Source organism: Paenirhizobium daejeonense (genome assembly GCF_014280875.1).
GTDB classification, from domain to species: Bacteria; Pseudomonadota; Alphaproteobacteria; order Rhizobiales; family Rhizobiaceae; genus Allorhizobium; species Allorhizobium daejeonense.
Window position 1 is genome coordinate 578,052 of the sequence record NZ_JACLAL010000001.1, and the last position, 16,514, is coordinate 594,565.

Annotated in this window: 21 protein-coding genes; 9 read left to right on the forward strand and 12 right to left on the reverse strand. The window is 59.5% G+C overall.

Features of this window, described 5'->3' with window-relative positions; translation table 11 throughout:
* The first annotated feature begins 30 nt into the window (after positions 1 to 30).
* Positions 31 to 1,401 carry an aspartate aminotransferase family protein gene (locus H4I99_RS02770; protein ID WP_163904366.1) on the forward strand — a complete coding sequence of 457 codons (1,371 nt, stop codon included), beginning with the start codon at positions 31 to 33 and terminating at the stop codon, positions 1,399 to 1,401.
* A gap of 59 nt (positions 1,402 to 1,460) precedes the next feature.
* Here the strand turns inward: H4I99_RS02770 and H4I99_RS02775 are convergent, their stop codons facing one another.
* Together H4I99_RS02775 and H4I99_RS02780 are read right to left on the reverse strand one after the other, a co-directional pair.
* Positions 1,461 to 1,748: a DUF2218 domain-containing protein gene (locus tag H4I99_RS02775; RefSeq protein ID WP_163904368.1), complete on the reverse strand. Its 288-nt coding sequence runs from the start codon at positions 1,746 to 1,748 to the stop codon at positions 1,461 to 1,463.
* Positions 1,749 to 1,750: 2 nt separating this feature from the next.
* Entirely contained in the window at positions 1,751 to 2,332 is a 582-nt protein-coding gene (locus H4I99_RS02780; RefSeq protein WP_163904370.1) for a PadR family transcriptional regulator, read from the reverse strand.
* Between the two features lie 186 nt (positions 2,333 to 2,518).
* Here H4I99_RS02780 and H4I99_RS02785 point away from each other — a divergent pair, with 186 nt between their 5' ends.
* Positions 2,519 to 2,992, forward strand: coding sequence for an OsmC family protein (locus H4I99_RS02785; RefSeq protein ID WP_163904372.1), 474 nt, complete (start codon positions 2,519 to 2,521; stop codon positions 2,990 to 2,992).
* A gap of 9 nt (positions 2,993 to 3,001) precedes the next feature.
* Here H4I99_RS02785 and H4I99_RS02790 read toward each other — a convergent pair whose 3' ends face one another.
* Entirely contained in the window at positions 3,002 to 4,507 is a 1,506-nt protein-coding gene (locus tag H4I99_RS02790; protein WP_163904374.1) for an ArnT family glycosyltransferase, read from the reverse strand.
* On the reverse strand, positions 4,504 to 5,505 hold the full coding sequence (locus H4I99_RS02795) for a glycosyltransferase family 2 protein (protein ID WP_342345153.1): 1,002 nt from the start codon (positions 5,503 to 5,505) through the stop codon (positions 4,504 to 4,506). The genes H4I99_RS02790 and H4I99_RS02795 overlap by 4 nt, the downstream gene beginning before the upstream one ends.
* Positions 5,506 to 5,596: 91 nt before the next feature.
* Here H4I99_RS02795 and H4I99_RS02800 point away from each other — a divergent pair, with 91 nt between their 5' ends.
* A complete protein-coding gene (locus tag H4I99_RS02800) occupies positions 5,597 to 6,571 on the forward strand; it encodes a lysylphosphatidylglycerol synthase domain-containing protein (protein WP_163904378.1) in 975 nt (324 codons plus the stop codon).
* A 33-nt stretch (positions 6,572 to 6,604) separates the two neighbouring features.
* On the opposite strand, the gene H4I99_RS02805 is transcribed toward H4I99_RS02800, so the two are convergent.
* The 3 genes from H4I99_RS02805 to H4I99_RS02815 form a co-directional block, all read right to left on the reverse strand.
* On the reverse strand, positions 6,605 to 8,107 hold the full coding sequence (locus H4I99_RS02805; RefSeq protein ID WP_163904380.1) for an AMP nucleosidase: 1,503 nt from the start codon (positions 8,105 to 8,107) through the stop codon (positions 6,605 to 6,607).
* A 124-nt stretch (positions 8,108 to 8,231) separates the two neighbouring features.
* Positions 8,232 to 8,411 carry a hypothetical protein gene (locus H4I99_RS02810; protein ID WP_163904382.1) on the reverse strand — a complete coding sequence of 60 codons (180 nt, stop codon included), beginning with the start codon at positions 8,409 to 8,411 and terminating at the stop codon, positions 8,232 to 8,234.
* Between the two features lie 21 nt (positions 8,412 to 8,432).
* Positions 8,433 to 8,603: a hypothetical protein gene (locus H4I99_RS02815; protein ID WP_163904384.1), complete on the reverse strand. Its 171-nt coding sequence runs from the start codon at positions 8,601 to 8,603 to the stop codon at positions 8,433 to 8,435.
* A 277-nt stretch (positions 8,604 to 8,880) separates the two neighbouring features.
* On the opposite strand from H4I99_RS02815, the gene H4I99_RS02820 reads away from it, so the two are divergent.
* Positions 8,881 to 9,369 (forward strand): acyloxyacyl hydrolase, encoded by a 489-nt coding sequence (locus H4I99_RS02820; protein ID WP_163904386.1) that lies wholly within the window; start codon positions 8,881 to 8,883, stop codon positions 9,367 to 9,369.
* Between the two features lie 131 nt (positions 9,370 to 9,500).
* Here the strand turns inward: H4I99_RS02820 and H4I99_RS02825 are convergent, their stop codons facing one another.
* A complete protein-coding gene (locus H4I99_RS02825) occupies positions 9,501 to 10,394 on the reverse strand; it encodes a LysR family transcriptional regulator (RefSeq protein WP_163904388.1) in 894 nt (297 codons plus the stop codon).
* 104 nt (positions 10,395 to 10,498) lie between these two features.
* On the opposite strand from H4I99_RS02825, the gene H4I99_RS02830 reads away from it, so the two are divergent.
* Both H4I99_RS02830 and H4I99_RS02835 read left to right on the forward strand, forming a co-directional pair.
* On the forward strand, positions 10,499 to 11,239 hold the full coding sequence (locus H4I99_RS02830; protein ID WP_163904390.1) for an SDR family oxidoreductase: 741 nt from the start codon (positions 10,499 to 10,501) through the stop codon (positions 11,237 to 11,239).
* Between the two features lie 62 nt (positions 11,240 to 11,301).
* Complete coding sequence (locus H4I99_RS02835) at positions 11,302 to 11,514, forward strand: tautomerase family protein (RefSeq protein WP_163904392.1); 213 nt, start codon at positions 11,302 to 11,304, stop codon at positions 11,512 to 11,514.
* Positions 11,515 to 11,687: 173 nt separating this feature from the next.
* Here H4I99_RS02835 and H4I99_RS02840 read toward each other — a convergent pair whose 3' ends face one another.
* Positions 11,688 to 12,023, reverse strand: a complete 336-nt coding sequence (locus tag H4I99_RS02840) for a DUF2147 domain-containing protein (RefSeq protein ID WP_163904394.1) — start codon at positions 12,021 to 12,023, stop codon at positions 11,688 to 11,690.
* Between the two features lie 528 nt (positions 12,024 to 12,551).
* Here H4I99_RS02840 and H4I99_RS02845 point away from each other — a divergent pair.
* The gene (locus H4I99_RS02845) at positions 12,552 to 12,818 is read left to right on the forward strand and encodes a sel1 repeat family protein (protein WP_099057231.1); all 267 of its coding nucleotides are present in this window, start codon (positions 12,552 to 12,554) and stop codon (positions 12,816 to 12,818) included.
* A 171-nt stretch (positions 12,819 to 12,989) separates the two neighbouring features.
* Here the strand turns inward: H4I99_RS02845 and H4I99_RS02850 are convergent, their stop codons facing one another.
* Both H4I99_RS02850 and H4I99_RS02855 read right to left on the reverse strand, forming a co-directional pair.
* Complete coding sequence (locus H4I99_RS02850) at positions 12,990 to 14,099, reverse strand: pyridoxal phosphate-dependent aminotransferase (RefSeq protein ID WP_163904396.1); 1,110 nt, start codon at positions 14,097 to 14,099, stop codon at positions 12,990 to 12,992.
* Between the two features lie 121 nt (positions 14,100 to 14,220).
* The gene (locus tag H4I99_RS02855; protein ID WP_425314350.1) at positions 14,221 to 14,619 is read right to left on the reverse strand and encodes a PilZ domain-containing protein; all 399 of its coding nucleotides are present in this window, start codon (positions 14,617 to 14,619) and stop codon (positions 14,221 to 14,223) included.
* A gap of 242 nt (positions 14,620 to 14,861) precedes the next feature.
* Here H4I99_RS02855 and H4I99_RS02860 point away from each other — a divergent pair, with 242 nt between their 5' ends.
* Complete coding sequence (locus H4I99_RS02860; protein WP_163904398.1) at positions 14,862 to 15,308, forward strand: baeRF12 domain-containing protein; 447 nt, start codon at positions 14,862 to 14,864, stop codon at positions 15,306 to 15,308.
* 59 nt (positions 15,309 to 15,367) lie between these two features.
* Here the strand turns inward: H4I99_RS02860 and H4I99_RS02865 are convergent, their stop codons facing one another.
* On the reverse strand, positions 15,368 to 15,721 hold the full coding sequence (locus H4I99_RS02865; protein ID WP_163904400.1) for a hypothetical protein: 354 nt from the start codon (positions 15,719 to 15,721) through the stop codon (positions 15,368 to 15,370).
* A 319-nt stretch (positions 15,722 to 16,040) separates the two neighbouring features.
* Between H4I99_RS02865 and H4I99_RS02870 the strand changes: the two genes are divergently transcribed.
* Positions 16,041 to 16,484: a glyoxalase superfamily protein gene (locus tag H4I99_RS02870; RefSeq protein WP_163904402.1), complete on the forward strand. Its 444-nt coding sequence runs from the start codon at positions 16,041 to 16,043 to the stop codon at positions 16,482 to 16,484.
* Positions 16,485 to 16,514: the final 30 nt, after the last annotated feature.

A 16,514-nucleotide genomic window follows, 5' to 3' on the forward strand; every position in this document is an offset into this window, starting at 1 on the left:
TCGTTCGCCCTTGCTCCGGGGAATAACGCAATGACGACAACTGCCGCTGTCCTTTCCAATCTCGCCGCCATCGACGCCGCCCATCACCTGCATCCATTCTCCGACATGAAGAAGCTGAATGCAGCCGGTACCAAGATCATCAACCGGGCTGAAGGCGTGCACATCTGGGATTCGAATGGCAAGCAGTATCTCGACGCTTTCGCCGGCCTGTGGTGCGTGAACGTCGGCTATGGCAGGAACTCCATTGCCGAGGCAGCCTATGCCCAGATGCAGGAACTGCCTTATTACAACACTTTTTTCGGCACCACGACGCCGCCGACCACGCTGCTTGCCCAGAAGATCGCGAGCTTTACCGGTCCGACGCTGAAACATGTCTTTTTCACCAACTCCGGTTCCGAGGCTTCCGATACGTGGTTCCGCATGGCGCGCGTCTACTGGAAGGCGCTGGGCCATGAGACCAAGACGATGGTGATCGCCCGCAAGAACGCCTATCACGGCTCGACGGTTGCCGGCGCTTCGCTCGGCGGCATGAAGTGGATGCATGAGCAGGGCAACCTGCCGATCCCCGGCATCGCCCATATCAACCAGCCCTATTGGTATGCAGAGGGTGGCGATCTTTCACCGGAGGAATTCGGCCTCAAGGTTGCCAAGGAACTTGAGGACAAGATCCTCGAACTCGGCGAAGAAAACGTCGCCGCTTTCGTTGCCGAGCCGATCCAGGGCGCGGGCGGCGTCATCGTTCCGCCGTCGACCTATTGGCCGGAAATCAAGCGTATCGCCAAGAAGTACAACATCCTGCTCGTCGCCGATGAAGTCATCTGCGGCTTCGGTCGTCTCGGCACCTGGTTCGGTCACCAGTATTACGATTTCGAGCCCGATCTTGCCCCGATTGCCAAGGGCCTGTCTTCCGGCTACCTGCCGATCGGTGGTGTGCTCGTCTCCGACCGCGTTGCAAAGGTGATGGTCGAGGAACTGGGCGATTTCTATCACGGCTACACCTATTCCGGTCATCCGGTTTCCGCCGCCGCGGCCATCGAGAACCTGCGTATCATCGAGGAAGAACGGCTGGTCGAACGTGTGCGCGATGACGTCGGTCCCTATCTTGCGCAGGCGCTTGCCTCGCTCGCCGATCACGACCTCGTCGGCGAAGCCGTCAGCGTCGGCCTCATGGGCGCGGTTCAGATCGCAGCCGACAAGTCGACCCGCCGTCGCTACTCCAAGCCTGATGATGTCGGCACGCTTGTGCGTAACCAATGCGTTGCCGACGGCGTCATCCTGCGCGCCACCGGCGACCGCATGCTGTTCTCGCCGCCGCTCGTCATCTCTCGCTCGGAGATCGACCAGGCGGTCGACACGCTGCGTAAGGGCCTCGACTGGTTGAAGGACAACCACAAGGAATAGGCTGATAGCAAAAAGGCCGGCGTTTCGCCGGCCTTTTCATTTTGCTGGCCACTGATCGTTCAGGCGGCCTTCCAGTCGAACGGAAGCGGTGCCTCGCGGAAGGCGAAGCGGTCGAGATGGCTCGATACGACGCCCTTCATCCGCTCCAGAACTTCCTGGGAAACCGCTTCGACTTCCACCGTCAGCGCGGTTTCATCGGCGCTCATCGTGGCGACCGCTTCGGAAAAGCGGACGATACCGCTCTTCTCTCCGAGTTCGACCTCGAGCTTGTGTGACCAGTGCTTGCAAAGCTGCTGCAGGTATTTCCAGCCGCTTTCTGTCGGCACGATGGCGATTGCCTTGGTCATGTTCAGATCCTTTCGATCTTGCTGGCCGCTTCGTCGAGAATGCGGGCGACTTCAAGCTGTGTTTCGCGGCTGACGCCATCCTGCGAGAGGCGGTCCTGGAGGGCTGCCTTGAGGTTTTGCATGGCGCGGCGCACCGGAGCTGCGTCCGTGCGTTCGCTGACCTTGGCAAGCGCCTCGAGACGAGCCATGGCGACCTTGACCTCTTCCGCCCGTTCCGCCAGATGCTGACGCCCGGCTTCGGTGATGGCAAGCAGCTTGCGCGGGCCTTCGCTAGCTTCCTCTTCTGCTAGCCCCATGTCGAGGAGCAGCGTCATGGTGGGGTAGACCACGCCCGGGCTCGGCGCATAGGCGCCGCCAGAGCGGTTCTCTATCTCGCGGATCAGGTCGTAGCCATGGCGGGGCTGTTCCTCGATGAGTTTCAGGAGCACGAGCCGCAGCTCGCCGCCCTCGAACATGCGGCGGCGTTCACCGCCCCGACCGCGTCCCCGAGGGCCTTCCGGGCCACCGCCGAAGAAACCGTGCCGCACGGCGTGCCAGCCGTGATCATGTTCGTGTCCGTTTCGTCCAAAATGAAAGTGTCTCATGGTGATCAGTTCCTTTTGACTGTGTTTAATTGCATCTAAGATATATCGTAAGTCTATCTATGCAAGAGGCCCGTCGAATTTTTTCCGATGCGGGGATTGGCAAGTGGGAGCAATACGGCCCTTGGAGGTGTGAGCGCGTTGGCGTATCGTCGGCCGCATCGAGGCATCAGGAAGGCATTGAACGACATGGCTGGCAAGCAGCACGAATACCGTGTGACGGTGACCTGGCAGGGAAATATGGGGACCGGTACGTCTGGTTATCGCGAATACGGTCGGGACCATGTGATCTCGGCGGACGGTAAGCCGGACATTCCCGGATCTTCCGATCCGGCTTTCCGCGGCGATGGGGCTCGCTGGAACCCCGAGGACTTGCTGGTTGCCTCGCTGTCAGCCTGTCATAAACTCTGGTACCTGCATTTCTGCGCGGTATCCGGCGTTATCGTGATCGCCTACGAGGATCACGCCGAAGGCACGATGGTGATGGATGAGGATGGGGCCGGCCGCTTCACCGAAGTCATCCTGAAACCTCGGGTGACGATCAAGGCCGGTACCTATCCACAGCTCGCAGCCGAACTGCACGGCGATGCTCATGAGAAGTGTTTCATCGCCAATTCGGTGAATTTCCCGGTGCGGTGTGAACCGGTCATCAGCGAGGAGTGAGGAAACCTCTCACTCTGCCTTGGGATAGATGTAGCTATAGGCGAAATGATAGAGATCGCCGTTCCGGCTGAAATGATAGGGCAGGGCAACCGTTTTGATACCAGAAACGGCGAGCCCGCCATGTTCGGATAGCCAAGCGGCAAGGCCATCCGGCAAGGGCAGGTCTGCCTTGCCGCGATTGCGCCAGACAACCAGAATCGGATGTGTGCTGTCAAAGGCGAAAGGCCTGAGGAAGGCTTCGTATCCTGGCAGCATCACAGGAACGTCAGGTTCCTGCAGGCGTATATTGCCGGCCATCTGCTGGTCTGAGGTAAGGATCAGCGAGGGCTTGTTCGGACCGCTCGCGATGATTTCCTGCACGGCCTGACCATAAGGCACGTTATTCTTTTCATAGCGCCCCGTCATGCCATGGATCGGAATGCGGACCAGCAGGATGAGCGGGATTATCACCATCGCGCCGATACCGATCGGCATGAAGCGCGGGAGGAGGCGTTCATTTGCAACGCCGGCCGCTTCCAGCTTCAGGCAGAGGTACAGCGGCAGCACGATGAAGAACGGCGTCAGCCAACGATCCTTGATCTGTGTTGCACCACCGAAGACGATAAGCAGCACGATAGCAGCAGCCGTAATCAGCATGATGCGCCCGATCATACGGCTCCATGGGCTGGATGCCGAGAGTGCACGGGTCAAGTCGCGCCCAAAGGCGATGGCGAACACCACCAGCGTAATGATGGAGAAGCCGACGGCGGCGGCCACCAGCGAAAACAGCCCCGTATTGATCTGTCCCAGCTTGCTGGTCGCGCCCGTTGACGTCAGTTTTCCGATCGTGCGTCCGGTTGCTACATCGAGATTGTCGAGGAACCAGAGCCCGTGCGGTAGCGCGACAAGGGCGGCGACCGCGACCATGACGAGAACGCGCCAGTCGAGCACGCGACGACGGAACTCCGGATCCATCAGCATGGCCAGCGCGGCAGCTGCCGGCAGGAGCACGAAATTGTACTTGGCGATGAAGCCGAGGCCGATCGCAACGCCGGTCAAAGCATAGTTCAGGATGTTCGGCGACTTGATCGCCCGGATCAGTGCGAAGAAGAACAGGCAGGCCGCAAATATCACCGCGACGGTGTGGGTGAGGTCGCGCTGTGCCTCGAAGCTGACCTGCGGCATGGTCAGGAGACCGAGGGTCGCCACAATGACCAGATCGCGCGAGCGCAGGACCATCGCTGCTGTCAGGGCAAACAGCGAATAGGAGGCAAACAGGATGAGGTTCTTCAGAACGGAGAGGGACGCAAGCGTCGGCCCCAGAACCTGCTCTGCACCATATTGCAGCCAGTTGTAGAGTGGTGGCTGGCTGTCATATCCGACGGCAAGCCACTGGGCGAGGAACAGCTGCTGCCCCTCGTCGAGTTCCAGCTCATGCGGAAGAACGAGCCGCACGGCGACGTTCGCGATGAAATAGACCGCAAGCAGCAGGAAGAGAAGCTGCGGCCGCTGCCGAAGCGCGGCGACCACGCTCACGCGTCCTTCTGATAGGTCTTGCGTACCACGTAGTTCTTCTGCGTATCCGAGGAGCGCGTCAGCATCTCGGCGAGAATGCCGGTGGTGATCATCTGGATGGAGGTTAGGAAAAGCATGACGCCGATCAGCAGCAGCGGACGCGTGCCGATGCTCTCGCCGAGACCGAACTTCACCCAGAAGAGATAAAGCAGGATCAGCGAGCTGATGGCGCCGATGATGAGGCCGATCGTGCCGAAGAAGTGGCCGGGCCGCTGCTTGAAACGCATGAAGAACAGCACCGACAGAAGGTCGAGAAACACGCGGATGGTACGCGAGATGCCGTACTTGGATTCACCGAACTGGCGGGCATGGTGCGTGACGACCACTTCCCCGATCCGCGAGCTGGGCACAACCGAGGCCACCCAGGCCGGAATGAATCGGTGCATGCCGCCGAGGATGCGGACCTGCTTGATGACCGCCGAGCGATAGAGTTTCAATCCACAGCCGTTGTCATGGATCTTAACGCCAGTAGCGGAGCCGATGAGATAGTTGGCGCACCAGGAAGGGATCTTGCGCAAAACCAGTGCGTCCTGTCGTGCCTTGCGCCAGCCGCAGAGAAGATCGAGGTCGCGGGCGTTCAGTTCTGCCACCATGGACGGAATGTCGTAGGGGTCGTTCTGCAGGTCGCCGTCGAGCGTCGCGATCAGTCGGCCGCGCGAGGCGTCGAAACCGGCCTGCAGACCCGAAGCCTTGCCGAAATTGCGCTGGAATTCGACGATGCGCAGGTCGAGGCCCTCGCGGTCGAGGTAGGAACGCGCATAGGAAAGCGTGCGATCCGTCGAGCCGTCATCGATCAGGATGAGTTCCCAGCTCTTGTCGAAGCCCTTCATCGCGTCGCAGATGCGGTCGATCAGCGGGCCAAGGCTCTCCTCTTCGTTCATGACGGGCACGACGAGCGACAACTCGACCTCGTAGGTGGCACCGTCTTCAATAGGCTGGGAGAGGCGTTCGAACGACACTGGGAAAGGACTCCGGAAATTGCTGGCTTTTGCTGGGCCGTTTGTTATAGGAACTACGCATTGAGCGCAATTCGGAACTTTTAATACCGCCATGCAGAGCGATGCGGCCATGCGCCGCCCTTCGGCATTCGCCCGTCATCGGCTTACGCTGATCGCGCTGGCCGCCATTCTCGCCTATGCCGTCTTCGTGCATTACATCTGGGGCTGGTCGACGATTTTCGCCGAATGGCGGGGGATCGGATATGGCACCGTAGCACTCGCCATCGGGCTCCTTGTGTCGACCTATTTCGTCCGCGCCTGGCGGCTTTACGATTACTTTCCGAGGCAGACGGGTGGGCGTTTTATCGAACTCTTCCATCTTGCCCAGGTGCACAACCTCCTGAACATCATGCTTCCCTTCCGCAGCGGCGAGACCAGTTTTCCGCTGTTGATGCGCACCGAATTCGGCGTGCCGCTGCTGCACGGAACCTCGGCGCTGATGGTCATGCGGCTTCTGGACCTGCATGCCCTTCTGGCGGCGGGTGGCTTAGGGCTGGTTCTGGAGTCCGAAAACAAGCTGTGGCCGGCGCTGACATGGCTCGCCTTCCTGCTTGCCCCCATTCCGGCCTATCTGGCCAAAGGGCCGGTCCTCCGGCTGCTGAAGCCGAAGCTCAAGGGTAAAATCGGCCGTATTCTTGAGGGTATCGAAGACGGTTTGCCTGCAACGCTTGCGGGGCTTTTGCGCGCTTGGGTCGTCACGGTGATCAACTGGGGTGTCAAGGTGGCGGTGTTCGCATGGGCGCTTGGCCTGATGGGCGTCGCGCCGATTGCCGCGAGCTTCGGCGGCGCGCTTGGCGGAGAGCTTTCTTCGGTTCTCCCCTTTCACGCTCCGGCGGGTGTCGGTACCTATCCGGCAGGCATCGTCGCCGGGGCGCTTGCGCTGGGTGCTCCGGCCGGAAAGGCCGCGGTTGAATTGCTCGGCAAGGCAGCGGTCAACATGCACCTGATCATCATGCTGTCGGCCCTGATCGGCGCTGCGGTCTCGCTGTTGCTGAATGGCCTTCGCAAGCTGGTTGCCGGCCGCTGAGATCGCAGCCGGCGTTTATTTGCCTGATAGGCCTTACTGGAACGCGGTTTCGAAGAAGCTGCGCAGTTTGCGCGAATGCAGCGTTTCCTTCGGCATGGCGCCAAGCTTCTGCAGGGCGCGGATACCGATCTGCAGATGCTGACGAACCTGCGTCTTGTAGAAGGCCGTCGCCATTCCCGGCAGTTTCAGTTCGCCATGCAGCGGCTTGTCGGAAACGCACAGCAGCGTGCCGTAAGGAACGCGGAATCGGAAACCGTTTGCCGCAATCGTCGCCGATTCCATGTCGAGCGCGATGGCGCGGGCTTGCGAGAGCCGCTTGACCGGTCCACGCTGGTCGCGAAGTTCCCAGTTGCGGTTGTCGATCGTGGCGACGGTGCCGGTGCGCATGATCCGCTTCAACTCGAAGCCTTCGTAACCGGTGATTTCCTCGACGGCATCCTCGAGAGCCAGTTGCACTTCGGCAAGTGCGGGGATCGGCACCCAGACCGGCAGATCGTCGTCGAGTACGTGGTCCTCGCGCATGTAGGCGTGCGCCAGCACGTAGTCGCCGAGACGTTGGCTGTTGCGCAGGCCGGCACAATGGCCGAGCATCAACCAGGCATGAGGCCTGAGAACTGCGATGTGGTCGGTGATCGTCTTGGCGTTGGACGGGCCGACGCCGATATTCACCATGGTGATGCCGGCGTGCCCCTTCATCTTCAGGTGATAGGCCGGCATTTGCGGCAGGCGCCCCACCGACGCGCCGCCCTCGGGCTCGCTGTGTCCGGGAAGCGTGACGACATTGCCAGGTTCGACGAAAGCGGAATAACCGCCGCCGCCATCCGCCATCAGCTTGCGGGCATAGGCGCAGAATTCGTCGATGTAGAACTGATAGTTCGTGAACAGCACGAAATTCTGGAAATGTGCGGCACTCGTCGCGGTGTAGTGCGAAAGGCGAGCCAGCGAATAATCGATGCGCTGGGCCGTGAAGGCTGCCAGCGGATGCGGCTCACCGGGGCGCGGCTCGTATTCTCCATTGGCGATCTCGTCGTCGGTGGTGGTGAGATCGGGCGTATCGAAGAGATCGCGGAGCGGCATGTCGACGAGTCCGCTTGCGGCAGCTTCCACATGCGCGCCTTCGCCGAAGGCAAAATGCAGCGGGATCGGAGTTTCCGACACCGAAACCACCACAGGTACCTGATGATTGCGCATCAGCAGGTTAAGCTGTTCCACGAGATAGTGGCGGAAGAGTTGAGGCTTCGTGACCGTCGTCGTGTAAAGGCCAGGCGAGGTGACATGACCATAGGAGAGACGCGAATCGATATGGCCGAAGCTCGTGGTTTCGATGCCGACCTGCGGATAGAAGGCCCTGTAGCGCCCGGTGATCGGAGCCCCCCTGGCGAGCCCGGAAAAGGCGTCAATCAGGAAGGAGGTGTTCCGCTCGTAGAGCTCGATCAACGCATCCACCGCAGGCTCTGCCTCGGTGAAGACCCTGGGTTCGTACGACTCGGGCAGGATGAAATTGACGGGTGACTGAATATGGATTCGCTTGTTCATGCTTCATTATAGTGGAGCTTGCTTGACAAGCAAACGACGTGAATACGCGCCAGACCCGAAAAAATGCTGCCATCCGGCCGGGTTCAGCGGATCCTTGGGCGGGGGTAATTGAGGGAATATACTTTCAGCTCAACGATTGGCGCTGCAGGCTGACGAAAAGCACGAGGCCTGCGCCGCGCTTCTCCATGCGGAACTCCTGCGACGAATGCGCGACACCCAGTGCCAGAACCGGCCCGAGCATCAGTGTGCCGGCCAAAGCCGTGTGCAGGATGGACGACGTCAGGATATTCATGGATGCAGCCATCGGATCGTCCTTTCCTGTTGTTCAGAGTGTTGCCATGCAGAGCGGGCTTGCCGGATTGATACAGCCGGAGGCGACGCCGACCTGCATGCGGCGGGGGTTCTCGCTGGTCGAGATCACGAGTTGGGCAAGCAGGATGGCGAAGATAGCCATGACCAGCGTCATGATGGTGATGCGTCTCGAAAGCTTTGCCATTTCCGTCGCCCTTTCCTGCTGCGTTGCTGTCTTTATGACGGCAACGCCCTGAATGGCGCCTGAGATACGGGTTCATCCATCGTTCATTTGAGTTAACGATAGTCAGCATGTGTGTCCCTCCGGACACTGGACATTCACGCTCCCGTGAACTTTACTGCCGTCTTAAGGCGAGTCTGGATCTATGGTTGCATTTTTGAGGCGCGTGTTAGCAAGCGGTGCATGAAGAGCCGCGAACGGGGGGCTGATGGACGGACGGCTAGCTGTTTTGTTTTGGTTGATGAGCCTGCCATCCGCCGAGGTTCAGGGCGATAAGTTCTCGATCCATCGTCCGGAGTTGACCGACCGTCTCGCGGTGTCGATGGGAACCACGCTCTATCAGGACGAGGCCAAGAGCTTCGAAACCCGTCTTTCCTATATATATGGCGAAAAGTTATTCGACCGCTTGCATCCGATGATCGATCTCTCGGTCACGAGTTCCGGCGGCACCTGGATCGGGGCTGGTTTTTACCAACAGATCGACTTTTCTATCAACGATATAGACCTTTTCGCCGGTTTCTCCTTCGCCCCCGGTCTTTATATGCGTGGCGACGAGGTGGATCTTGGCCACCCGATCGAATTCCGATCCGGCGTCGAACTTGGCTGGAGGGCGCCCAACGATTGGCAGTTCTCCGTTCTTTACGACCATCGATCGAATGCCGATCTGGGTAAGAAGAATCCCGGCATGGAAACGTTGCAATTTAGGATTTCAAAGCCGATCACCTGGTAGGTAGATCACCGGGTTGCCGGTTAACCCCGGAGCCTGCTGTCTTCACATCTTCCTTTTGACTGTGCATATGCGTTTCTTCGCACCAAGGTGCCGCACGATCCTGTCGGGATGCTTTGTCTCCTGAAAAAACCTCAAATAAGCGCCGTGGCGAAGATTTCCGACAGCCAGTCGAGGAATACCCGAACTCTTGCCGATGTGTGTCGGTTCTGCGGATAGAGCGCCGAAAGCGGGGTAGGCGAGGGCGGGAAGTCCGGCAGCACCTCGACGAGTGTGCCCTTTTTCAGATCCGGTTCCAGACGGTACCGTGGAGCCTGTATCAGGCCGAAGCCGAGGCGAGCGAGATCGGCCATGGTATCGGAATCATTGACGGTGATCCGGCTTGGAAGGGGCACCAGTTGCGACGCTCCGCCGACCATGAATTCGAGCGGCATCGCTTCTCCGGTGCGCGACGAGACGAAGCCCACACTGACATGTCCTTCCAGATCCCGTGGGGATGGCGGCATTCCATACCGGGCGATGTAATCAGGGCTGGCGCAGGTGATTTCCGAAAGGAAGGTGAGCCTTCGGGCGATCATGCCGCTATCGGGAAGCGCGCCCGCCCGGATCGCGCAATCGACACCTTCGCGCACGAGGTCGACCAGACGGTCTCCCTGTCCGATATGCAGATCGAGTTCCGGGTAGCGGGCCAGAAAATCCGGCAGATGCGGCAGCAGGAATGTACGGGTCAGTAGCGGATGCGCATCGATCCGCAACAGTCCGCGCGGTCGGGCGTCGCGAAAGGCGTTGTCGGCTTCCTCCACCTCGGCAAGAATTCCCACACAGCGCTCGTAATAGGCGCTGCCGTCCAGCGTCGTCGTGACATGGCGCGTCGTGCGCTCCAGCAGCCGCACGCCGAGATCCGTTTCCAGCTGCTTGATCGCCTCGGTCGCCGTGGACCGTGAAAGGCCGAGATCGGACGCCGCCGCTGAAAAGCTTCGGCGTTCCACGACACGGATGAAGAGCTGCATGCGGTCCAGACGATCCATATGGATTGTTCGCCATGGGCGAATTCAGATGTCAATTATCCGATGATTGTTTTCTCGTGCCGAAATCGCGATTTTTCCTTCAGACGGAAACAAGGAGTGTCACCATGACAGGAAACATCAACAGGGCAGCCATCGTAACCGGTTCATCCAAGGGCATCGGCGCGGCCATCGCCCGTCGTCTCGCCGCGGATGGCTTTGCCGTCATCGTCAATTATGCAAGCGGTGCGGAAGCTGCGGCAATCGTCGTCAAGGAAATCGAGAATGCCGGCGGACGCGCCATCGCCGTTCAGGCCGACATTGCCGCGGCCGAAGGCATGAAGACGTTGTTCTATGCTGCCGAACAGGCTTTCGGCGCGGTCGATGTGCTGGTCAACAATGCCGGCATCATGCAGCTATCACCGATTGCCGATACCACGGACGAGGCTTTCGAGCGGCAGGTCGCCATCAATCTCGGCGGTGTCTTCCGTTGCGTTCGCGAGGCGGCACGGCGACTGCGCGACGGTGGCCGCATCGTCAATTTCTCATCGAGCGTCGTTGGCCTCTACCAGCCGGCCTATGGAGTTTACGCGGCAACCAAGGCGGCGGTGGAAGCAATGACCCATATCCTCGCCAAGGAACTGGGACCGAGAAGCATCACGGTCAATGCAGTGGCGCCGGGGCCGGTCGAGACGGACCTCTTCATGAAAGGCAAGTCGGAAGATCTCGTGAAGACCATCGTCGGCATGAACCCGCTAAAGCGTCTCGGCCAGCCGGAGGATATCGCCGCGGTCGTCTCCTTCCTCGCCGGACCGGATGGCGGCTGGGTCAACGGTCAGATCATCCGCGCCAATGGCGGCGTGGTGTGAGGCAAGGACAAACGTAATCCCGTTTCGCTGTCTATCCCATCTTAATGTGAAAGGAGAACGTCATGCCGTTCGTGAACATCAAAACGCCCGAGGGCGCCCTGTCGAGAAAGCAAAAGGAAGAGATCGTCCACCGCACCACGGACATGCTGGTGGAGTATTTCAGCGAGGCCGCTCGGCCGCATACCATGGTGCTGATCGAGGAAATTCCCGATGGCGGCTATGCCCGCGCCGACGAAGTCTTCGTGATCCCGGAAGCCTACCGGGCGAAGGACTGAAGCATCTCGCGCAAAACTGTGCCGCGATTTCGCGGCAACGACATACAGTAAAGTAGAGGATCGAGGGGTGACCGCCCGCTGGTCGAGGCCAGCGGGCGCGCAGTGTCCTGTTCAAGGCTCCTTATTTCGGAGCGGCGAGCCAGAGGCTCAGCCGCTCCGCCCCACCCCTGGGTTCAAAGCCGGGTCCAGGTCTGCGACTTGCAGAGGACTGCCAGAACGCAGCCCTTCATCTTCAGCGAGTCGCCGGAAACAGTGCCCGAGCCGGAGTAGGTCTTGTCTGCTTCCGGATCGGTGATCTCGCCCTTGTAGGAGCCACCGGTACCGGCCATCTTGCCGATCTGCTTGCCGGCATGCTTGCCCGATTTCAGCGTGACGCAGAAGCTGCCGCCGCAGGGAGCGATTTCCGCGGTTGCTCCGCTGGCGGTCTTCCAGTTGCCCTCGATAGGCTCTGCTGCCTGGGCCGTGACGGCCGTAAGGGCCAATGCTGCTGCGATGATAATGGAACGCATGTTGATGTCTTCCTCCCGAAACAAGCGTGAATATTGACGGAACCCTTTGCCTTCCTCGCCGGCCGGACAGTCTTGTCCCCCAGGCGGGCTCGATCAACGAGGGGAAATTATCTTACGCGGACGTAAAGGTAAATAGTGCTTCTGCGCCATGAAGACCAGTGGCGCACGCCTCTTTTGGCGTGATCAAGAACAGGCAGACGATTTTCATGGTTAGCTTTCGGTTTAAAGCCGAGCGTGAATCTTTCGTAAATTTTACGCGAAAGTCCTTAATATGCAGGCGAAGTGATGTTTAACAAAAACCCAAGTTTACCAAGCGTTTGTACTTTGTTTTCAGCAAATTAAGCATGCATTTTAAGCGCATGTTGAAAGGCTTTTGGCATATTGGGGTCATCAAACGAGCAGGGAATAACCCGCCGGCCGGACGGATCTTAACAACGCCGCGAATGAGACGGCAGGGATCCGGAAGGGGCTCCTAAAGGGGCAAAACAGGGACAGTACAAACCGTTAGGCTAGACAGGGACAAAAACGATGGCACGCTTTGAAATGCATAATTCCGGAATGGCCACGATGGGTGGCGAAACTCGCGCCGATGTCTTCTGCGACATGGGTCTGATGTATGCAACCGGCCGCGGTTGCTCCATCGATCTCGTCTCGGCGCACAAGTGGCTGAACATCGCCGCCATCAAGGGCTGCGAACGCGCCGCTGAACTGCGCGCCGATCTGGCCCAGACGATGAGCAAGCCCCAGCTGGCGGAAGCCCTTCGCGCCGCCCGCGAATGGATGACGATGCACTGACAAATTTAAATACCAGAGCCGGCACAATGCCGGCCGGGGGCAACAAGAAAAACCCTGGGAGAGGGGAAAGTGGCGGGGTCTTTTGGACGGGGCCGATGCCAACACATGAGAACCGCGACCGGCAGGGAACAAGGCCGGCGCGGTTCTTTTTATTGTGCTGACTGCAGAATTTCAGAGGGAAGCGAGCACCTTCGGCAAGGCTTCCTCGAAAAGATCGAGCGCCTCCGGCTGGCCGGTCGATACGCGGATGCAGCGATTGAGCGGCGCCACGCCCGGCATGCGGATGAAAACGCCGTGCTGCATCAGTCCGTCGACGATCGAGCGCGCATAGGTTCCATCACGTCCGCAATCGATGGCGACGAAGTTCGTGGCCGAGGGCAGGGGCTGAAGGCCGTTTGCAACCGCGATTGCCGCAATCCGCTCCCTCGCGGCGCCGATCTTCCCGACGACTTCCTTCAAATAGGCTTGGTCTGCAAGCGCAGCCAGTGCGGCCTCGGTGGAAAGCCGGGGCATGCCGAAATGGTTGCGGATCTTGTCGAAGGCGACGATCGTTTCCGGCGTACCGAAGGCGTAGCCGACGCGGGCGCCGGCAAGGCCATAAGCCTTGGAAAAGGTGCGTGTGCGGATCACGTTGGGCAGGTCTATCAGCGCGTCGGAAACCGGCGTCGAACCAGCCGGACCGCATTCGCTATAGGCTTCGTCAAGAACGAGAAGTGTGGTCTCGGGCAGGGCGCGCGCAAAGGCGACGACGCTTTCGGCGTCCCACCAGCTTCCCATCGGATTGTCGGGATTGGCGAAATAGACAAGTGGTGCGTTTTCTCGCTTCGCTGCGGCCAGTAGACCGTCCATATCCTCCCGGTCTCCGGTGTAGGGCACAGTGACCAACCTGCCGCCGAAGCCGCTGACATGGAAATTGAAGGTCGGATAGCCGCCGAACGAAGTGACGACCGGCATGCCCGGTTCGATCACGAGGCGAACGATAAGGCCGAGCAGGTCGTCCACACCCTCACCGACTGCGATATTGGCTGGCGAAAGACCGTGATGGGCGGCAAGTGCTGCCTTGAGAGCGAAGTTCTCCGGATCGTTGTATTGCCAGATGTCCCCGGCCTTTTCACGGATGGCGGCAAGGACGGAGGGAGCCGGACCGAAGCTGCTCTCATTGGCGCCGATACGGGCCTTGACTGCGAGGCCGCGGCCTCGCTCGATGGCCTCGGGGCCGACAAAGGGAACGGTTGCGGGAAGGGCATCGACAAGCGACGTGAAGCGCGAAAAACCTGGCATTCTGAATGGGTGTCCTGGGCAGTCTTGAAAGTCGGCCCAACATAAGGCCTTGCGCTGAAGGCGCAAGGGCAAGCTCTTCGCTATGTGGTGATGAGGAGAGGGAAATTGGCGCCGCAGATGATCAACGACGCTTCGGTTTTTCGATCTTTTCACCCATCATGAAGTCGGCGCGAACGATCGTGTGCAGCAAGGGCTCGGGAATGATCGCGATGAACTTCACGCCAACACGGCTGCCGTTGCGATAGACCTCCGCGCAGCCAATGCGATCGGCAAGACCGAGGACCTGCAGGTAATAATGAGAGGAAAGGCCAATGGTGGTGGTGATCTCAAGGGCTGCGCCGCCCTGCGAGATATCGACGACCTCACAGCTACGCATCGTAATGCCGCTGAGGCCCGGGCTGACGGCCATGATGCGGGCCGGCCGGCGCACATAGAAGCGCTCCCACTTGCGCTCGTACATTTCCGACCTGACCGACGCCAGATGCGTCGCACCCAGCATCTGCCCCTGTACATTCTCCATCTGCTCCTGCCTCCTCGGTAACGGCTATGAGAAGGAGTGTCCGCGAAAACAATTGTGGCCGAGTCAAAACGATGGTTACAGTTTTACCGACCATGTGGTTTTGCCCTGATTTTTTTGCACAAACGTGGTCCCACCAGCTATTTTTTGATCCAGCTCATGAATTTCGCCCCGTTGGTGCTATAATTAATTAAATGCTCGTCACACGGACGGAGGGGCGGTAAGCCGCAGAAACGGAGGAAGTCATGGAGCGCATTCTTATTGCGTCGAAGTCCTGGGTTGTGGTCTGTGACGGCGCAAAAGCGCTGTTTCTGCAGAACGCCGGTGACTCACAGGCGTTAAATCTCAAGGTGATGGAAACGCTGACCCAAACCGATGAGCCCAGCCGGGAGCAGGGGGCGGACCGTCCGGGCCGGGTCTACCAGTCGGTAGGTGAGGCGCGCAGCTCCATGGAAGATACCGACTGGCACGAACAGGCAGAGGCCTCATTCCTGAAAGATGTCGCGGAAAAGCTCGGCCGTATGGCCCGAAGCGGTGTAATCGAGAATGCGGTGCTGGTGGCTCCTCCGAAGGCACTTGGAATTCTTCGTGCTCAGTTGAGCGACGAGGCTGCGAGCGTTGTCCGCGCCGAGCTCGCTAAGGACTATGTGAAGATGCCTGTTCCAGATATCGAGAAGCATCTTACCGCTTAGTCGGTTCGGCGGCACTCAAGGAAAGAAGCCAGTCCGCCCGTGCGGTCGGGAAGAGGTGGTTACTGGCCGAGTTCGAAGGACAGGCGGACGACATGGTGGAGGAATTCCGCATTGATCAGCATGTTGAAGCCGACAGTTACCTTCTCGGCTTCCCGGCGGATCAGTGTGCAGCCGATTTCGTCGTGTATGCCGAGGATTTCCAGGAAGAAATGATCGGGCAGTACGACGTGCGGACTTACCTCGATTTCCGCGCCATAGAGGGAGATGTTGCGGATAAGGCAGCGCAGCTTGGTCTTCGTACTCAGATGGCGGCCGACAAAGATGATCTTACCCGGCCGGTCGATCGTGAACTTCTCGTAGACACGGTCCGGCGGTATGTTCTGCTTGGCGTCCGGTGTTGCCTGTAAGGGCATGATTACCCTCCCTCGATTATCTTTTGGTCTCAATATAATGCAACTTCCCTTATGCTTCCTCAACGCTACGCATAAAATCCGAGGATTGTGCGCCGTTCCGCCGCGCGCCGGGCTTCGGGTCTGCTCTGCCATTGAAGGCCTTGACAGCGGCGGCCGGACTTTCCATATCTGCCCCCGGTTGGAGGCGCCGGCCGCCCGCGGGCAACAGCCCTTGGTGAAGTCCTCCTGACACATGGATAACCCTCGTCTTGCGCATGCATGGCAGGGGCAATGCGGGCCCCCTTCGATTTTTGCATGCGGTGAAAAGAGAGAGGTTGCCATGTCCATGGCCCAATTGACGATTGATGAACTTAAATCCCAGGCTAAGCGCTTGCGAGACGCCATGGCCGGCAACGGCGCGCCTGTTAGCCATAGCACGGCGTTGGAATTGGTGGCGAAGAGCCACGGCGTGCGCGACTGGAACACGCTTTCGGCCATTGCGGCCCGTAGTGATAATGCCGAAGTCGCACCAGTTGCTGTGGGGGAGCAGGTGAGCGGCGAATATCTCGGCCAGCGTTTCACTGGTCGCGTTCTCGCTCTGTCGCGGCTCTCGCAGAGCAGCTATTACGCGATCACTCTGCATTTCGACGAGCCGGTGGATGTCGTGACATTCGACAGCTTTTCGGCATTCCGCAGCCGGGTGAACGCCACCATAGACGGCAATGGCGTGTCCCCGCGCCACACCTCGAACGGGCGCTCTTATCTGGTACTCGATCTGCAATAATAAGGACATACTCCGATCCCCAGTGTTTGC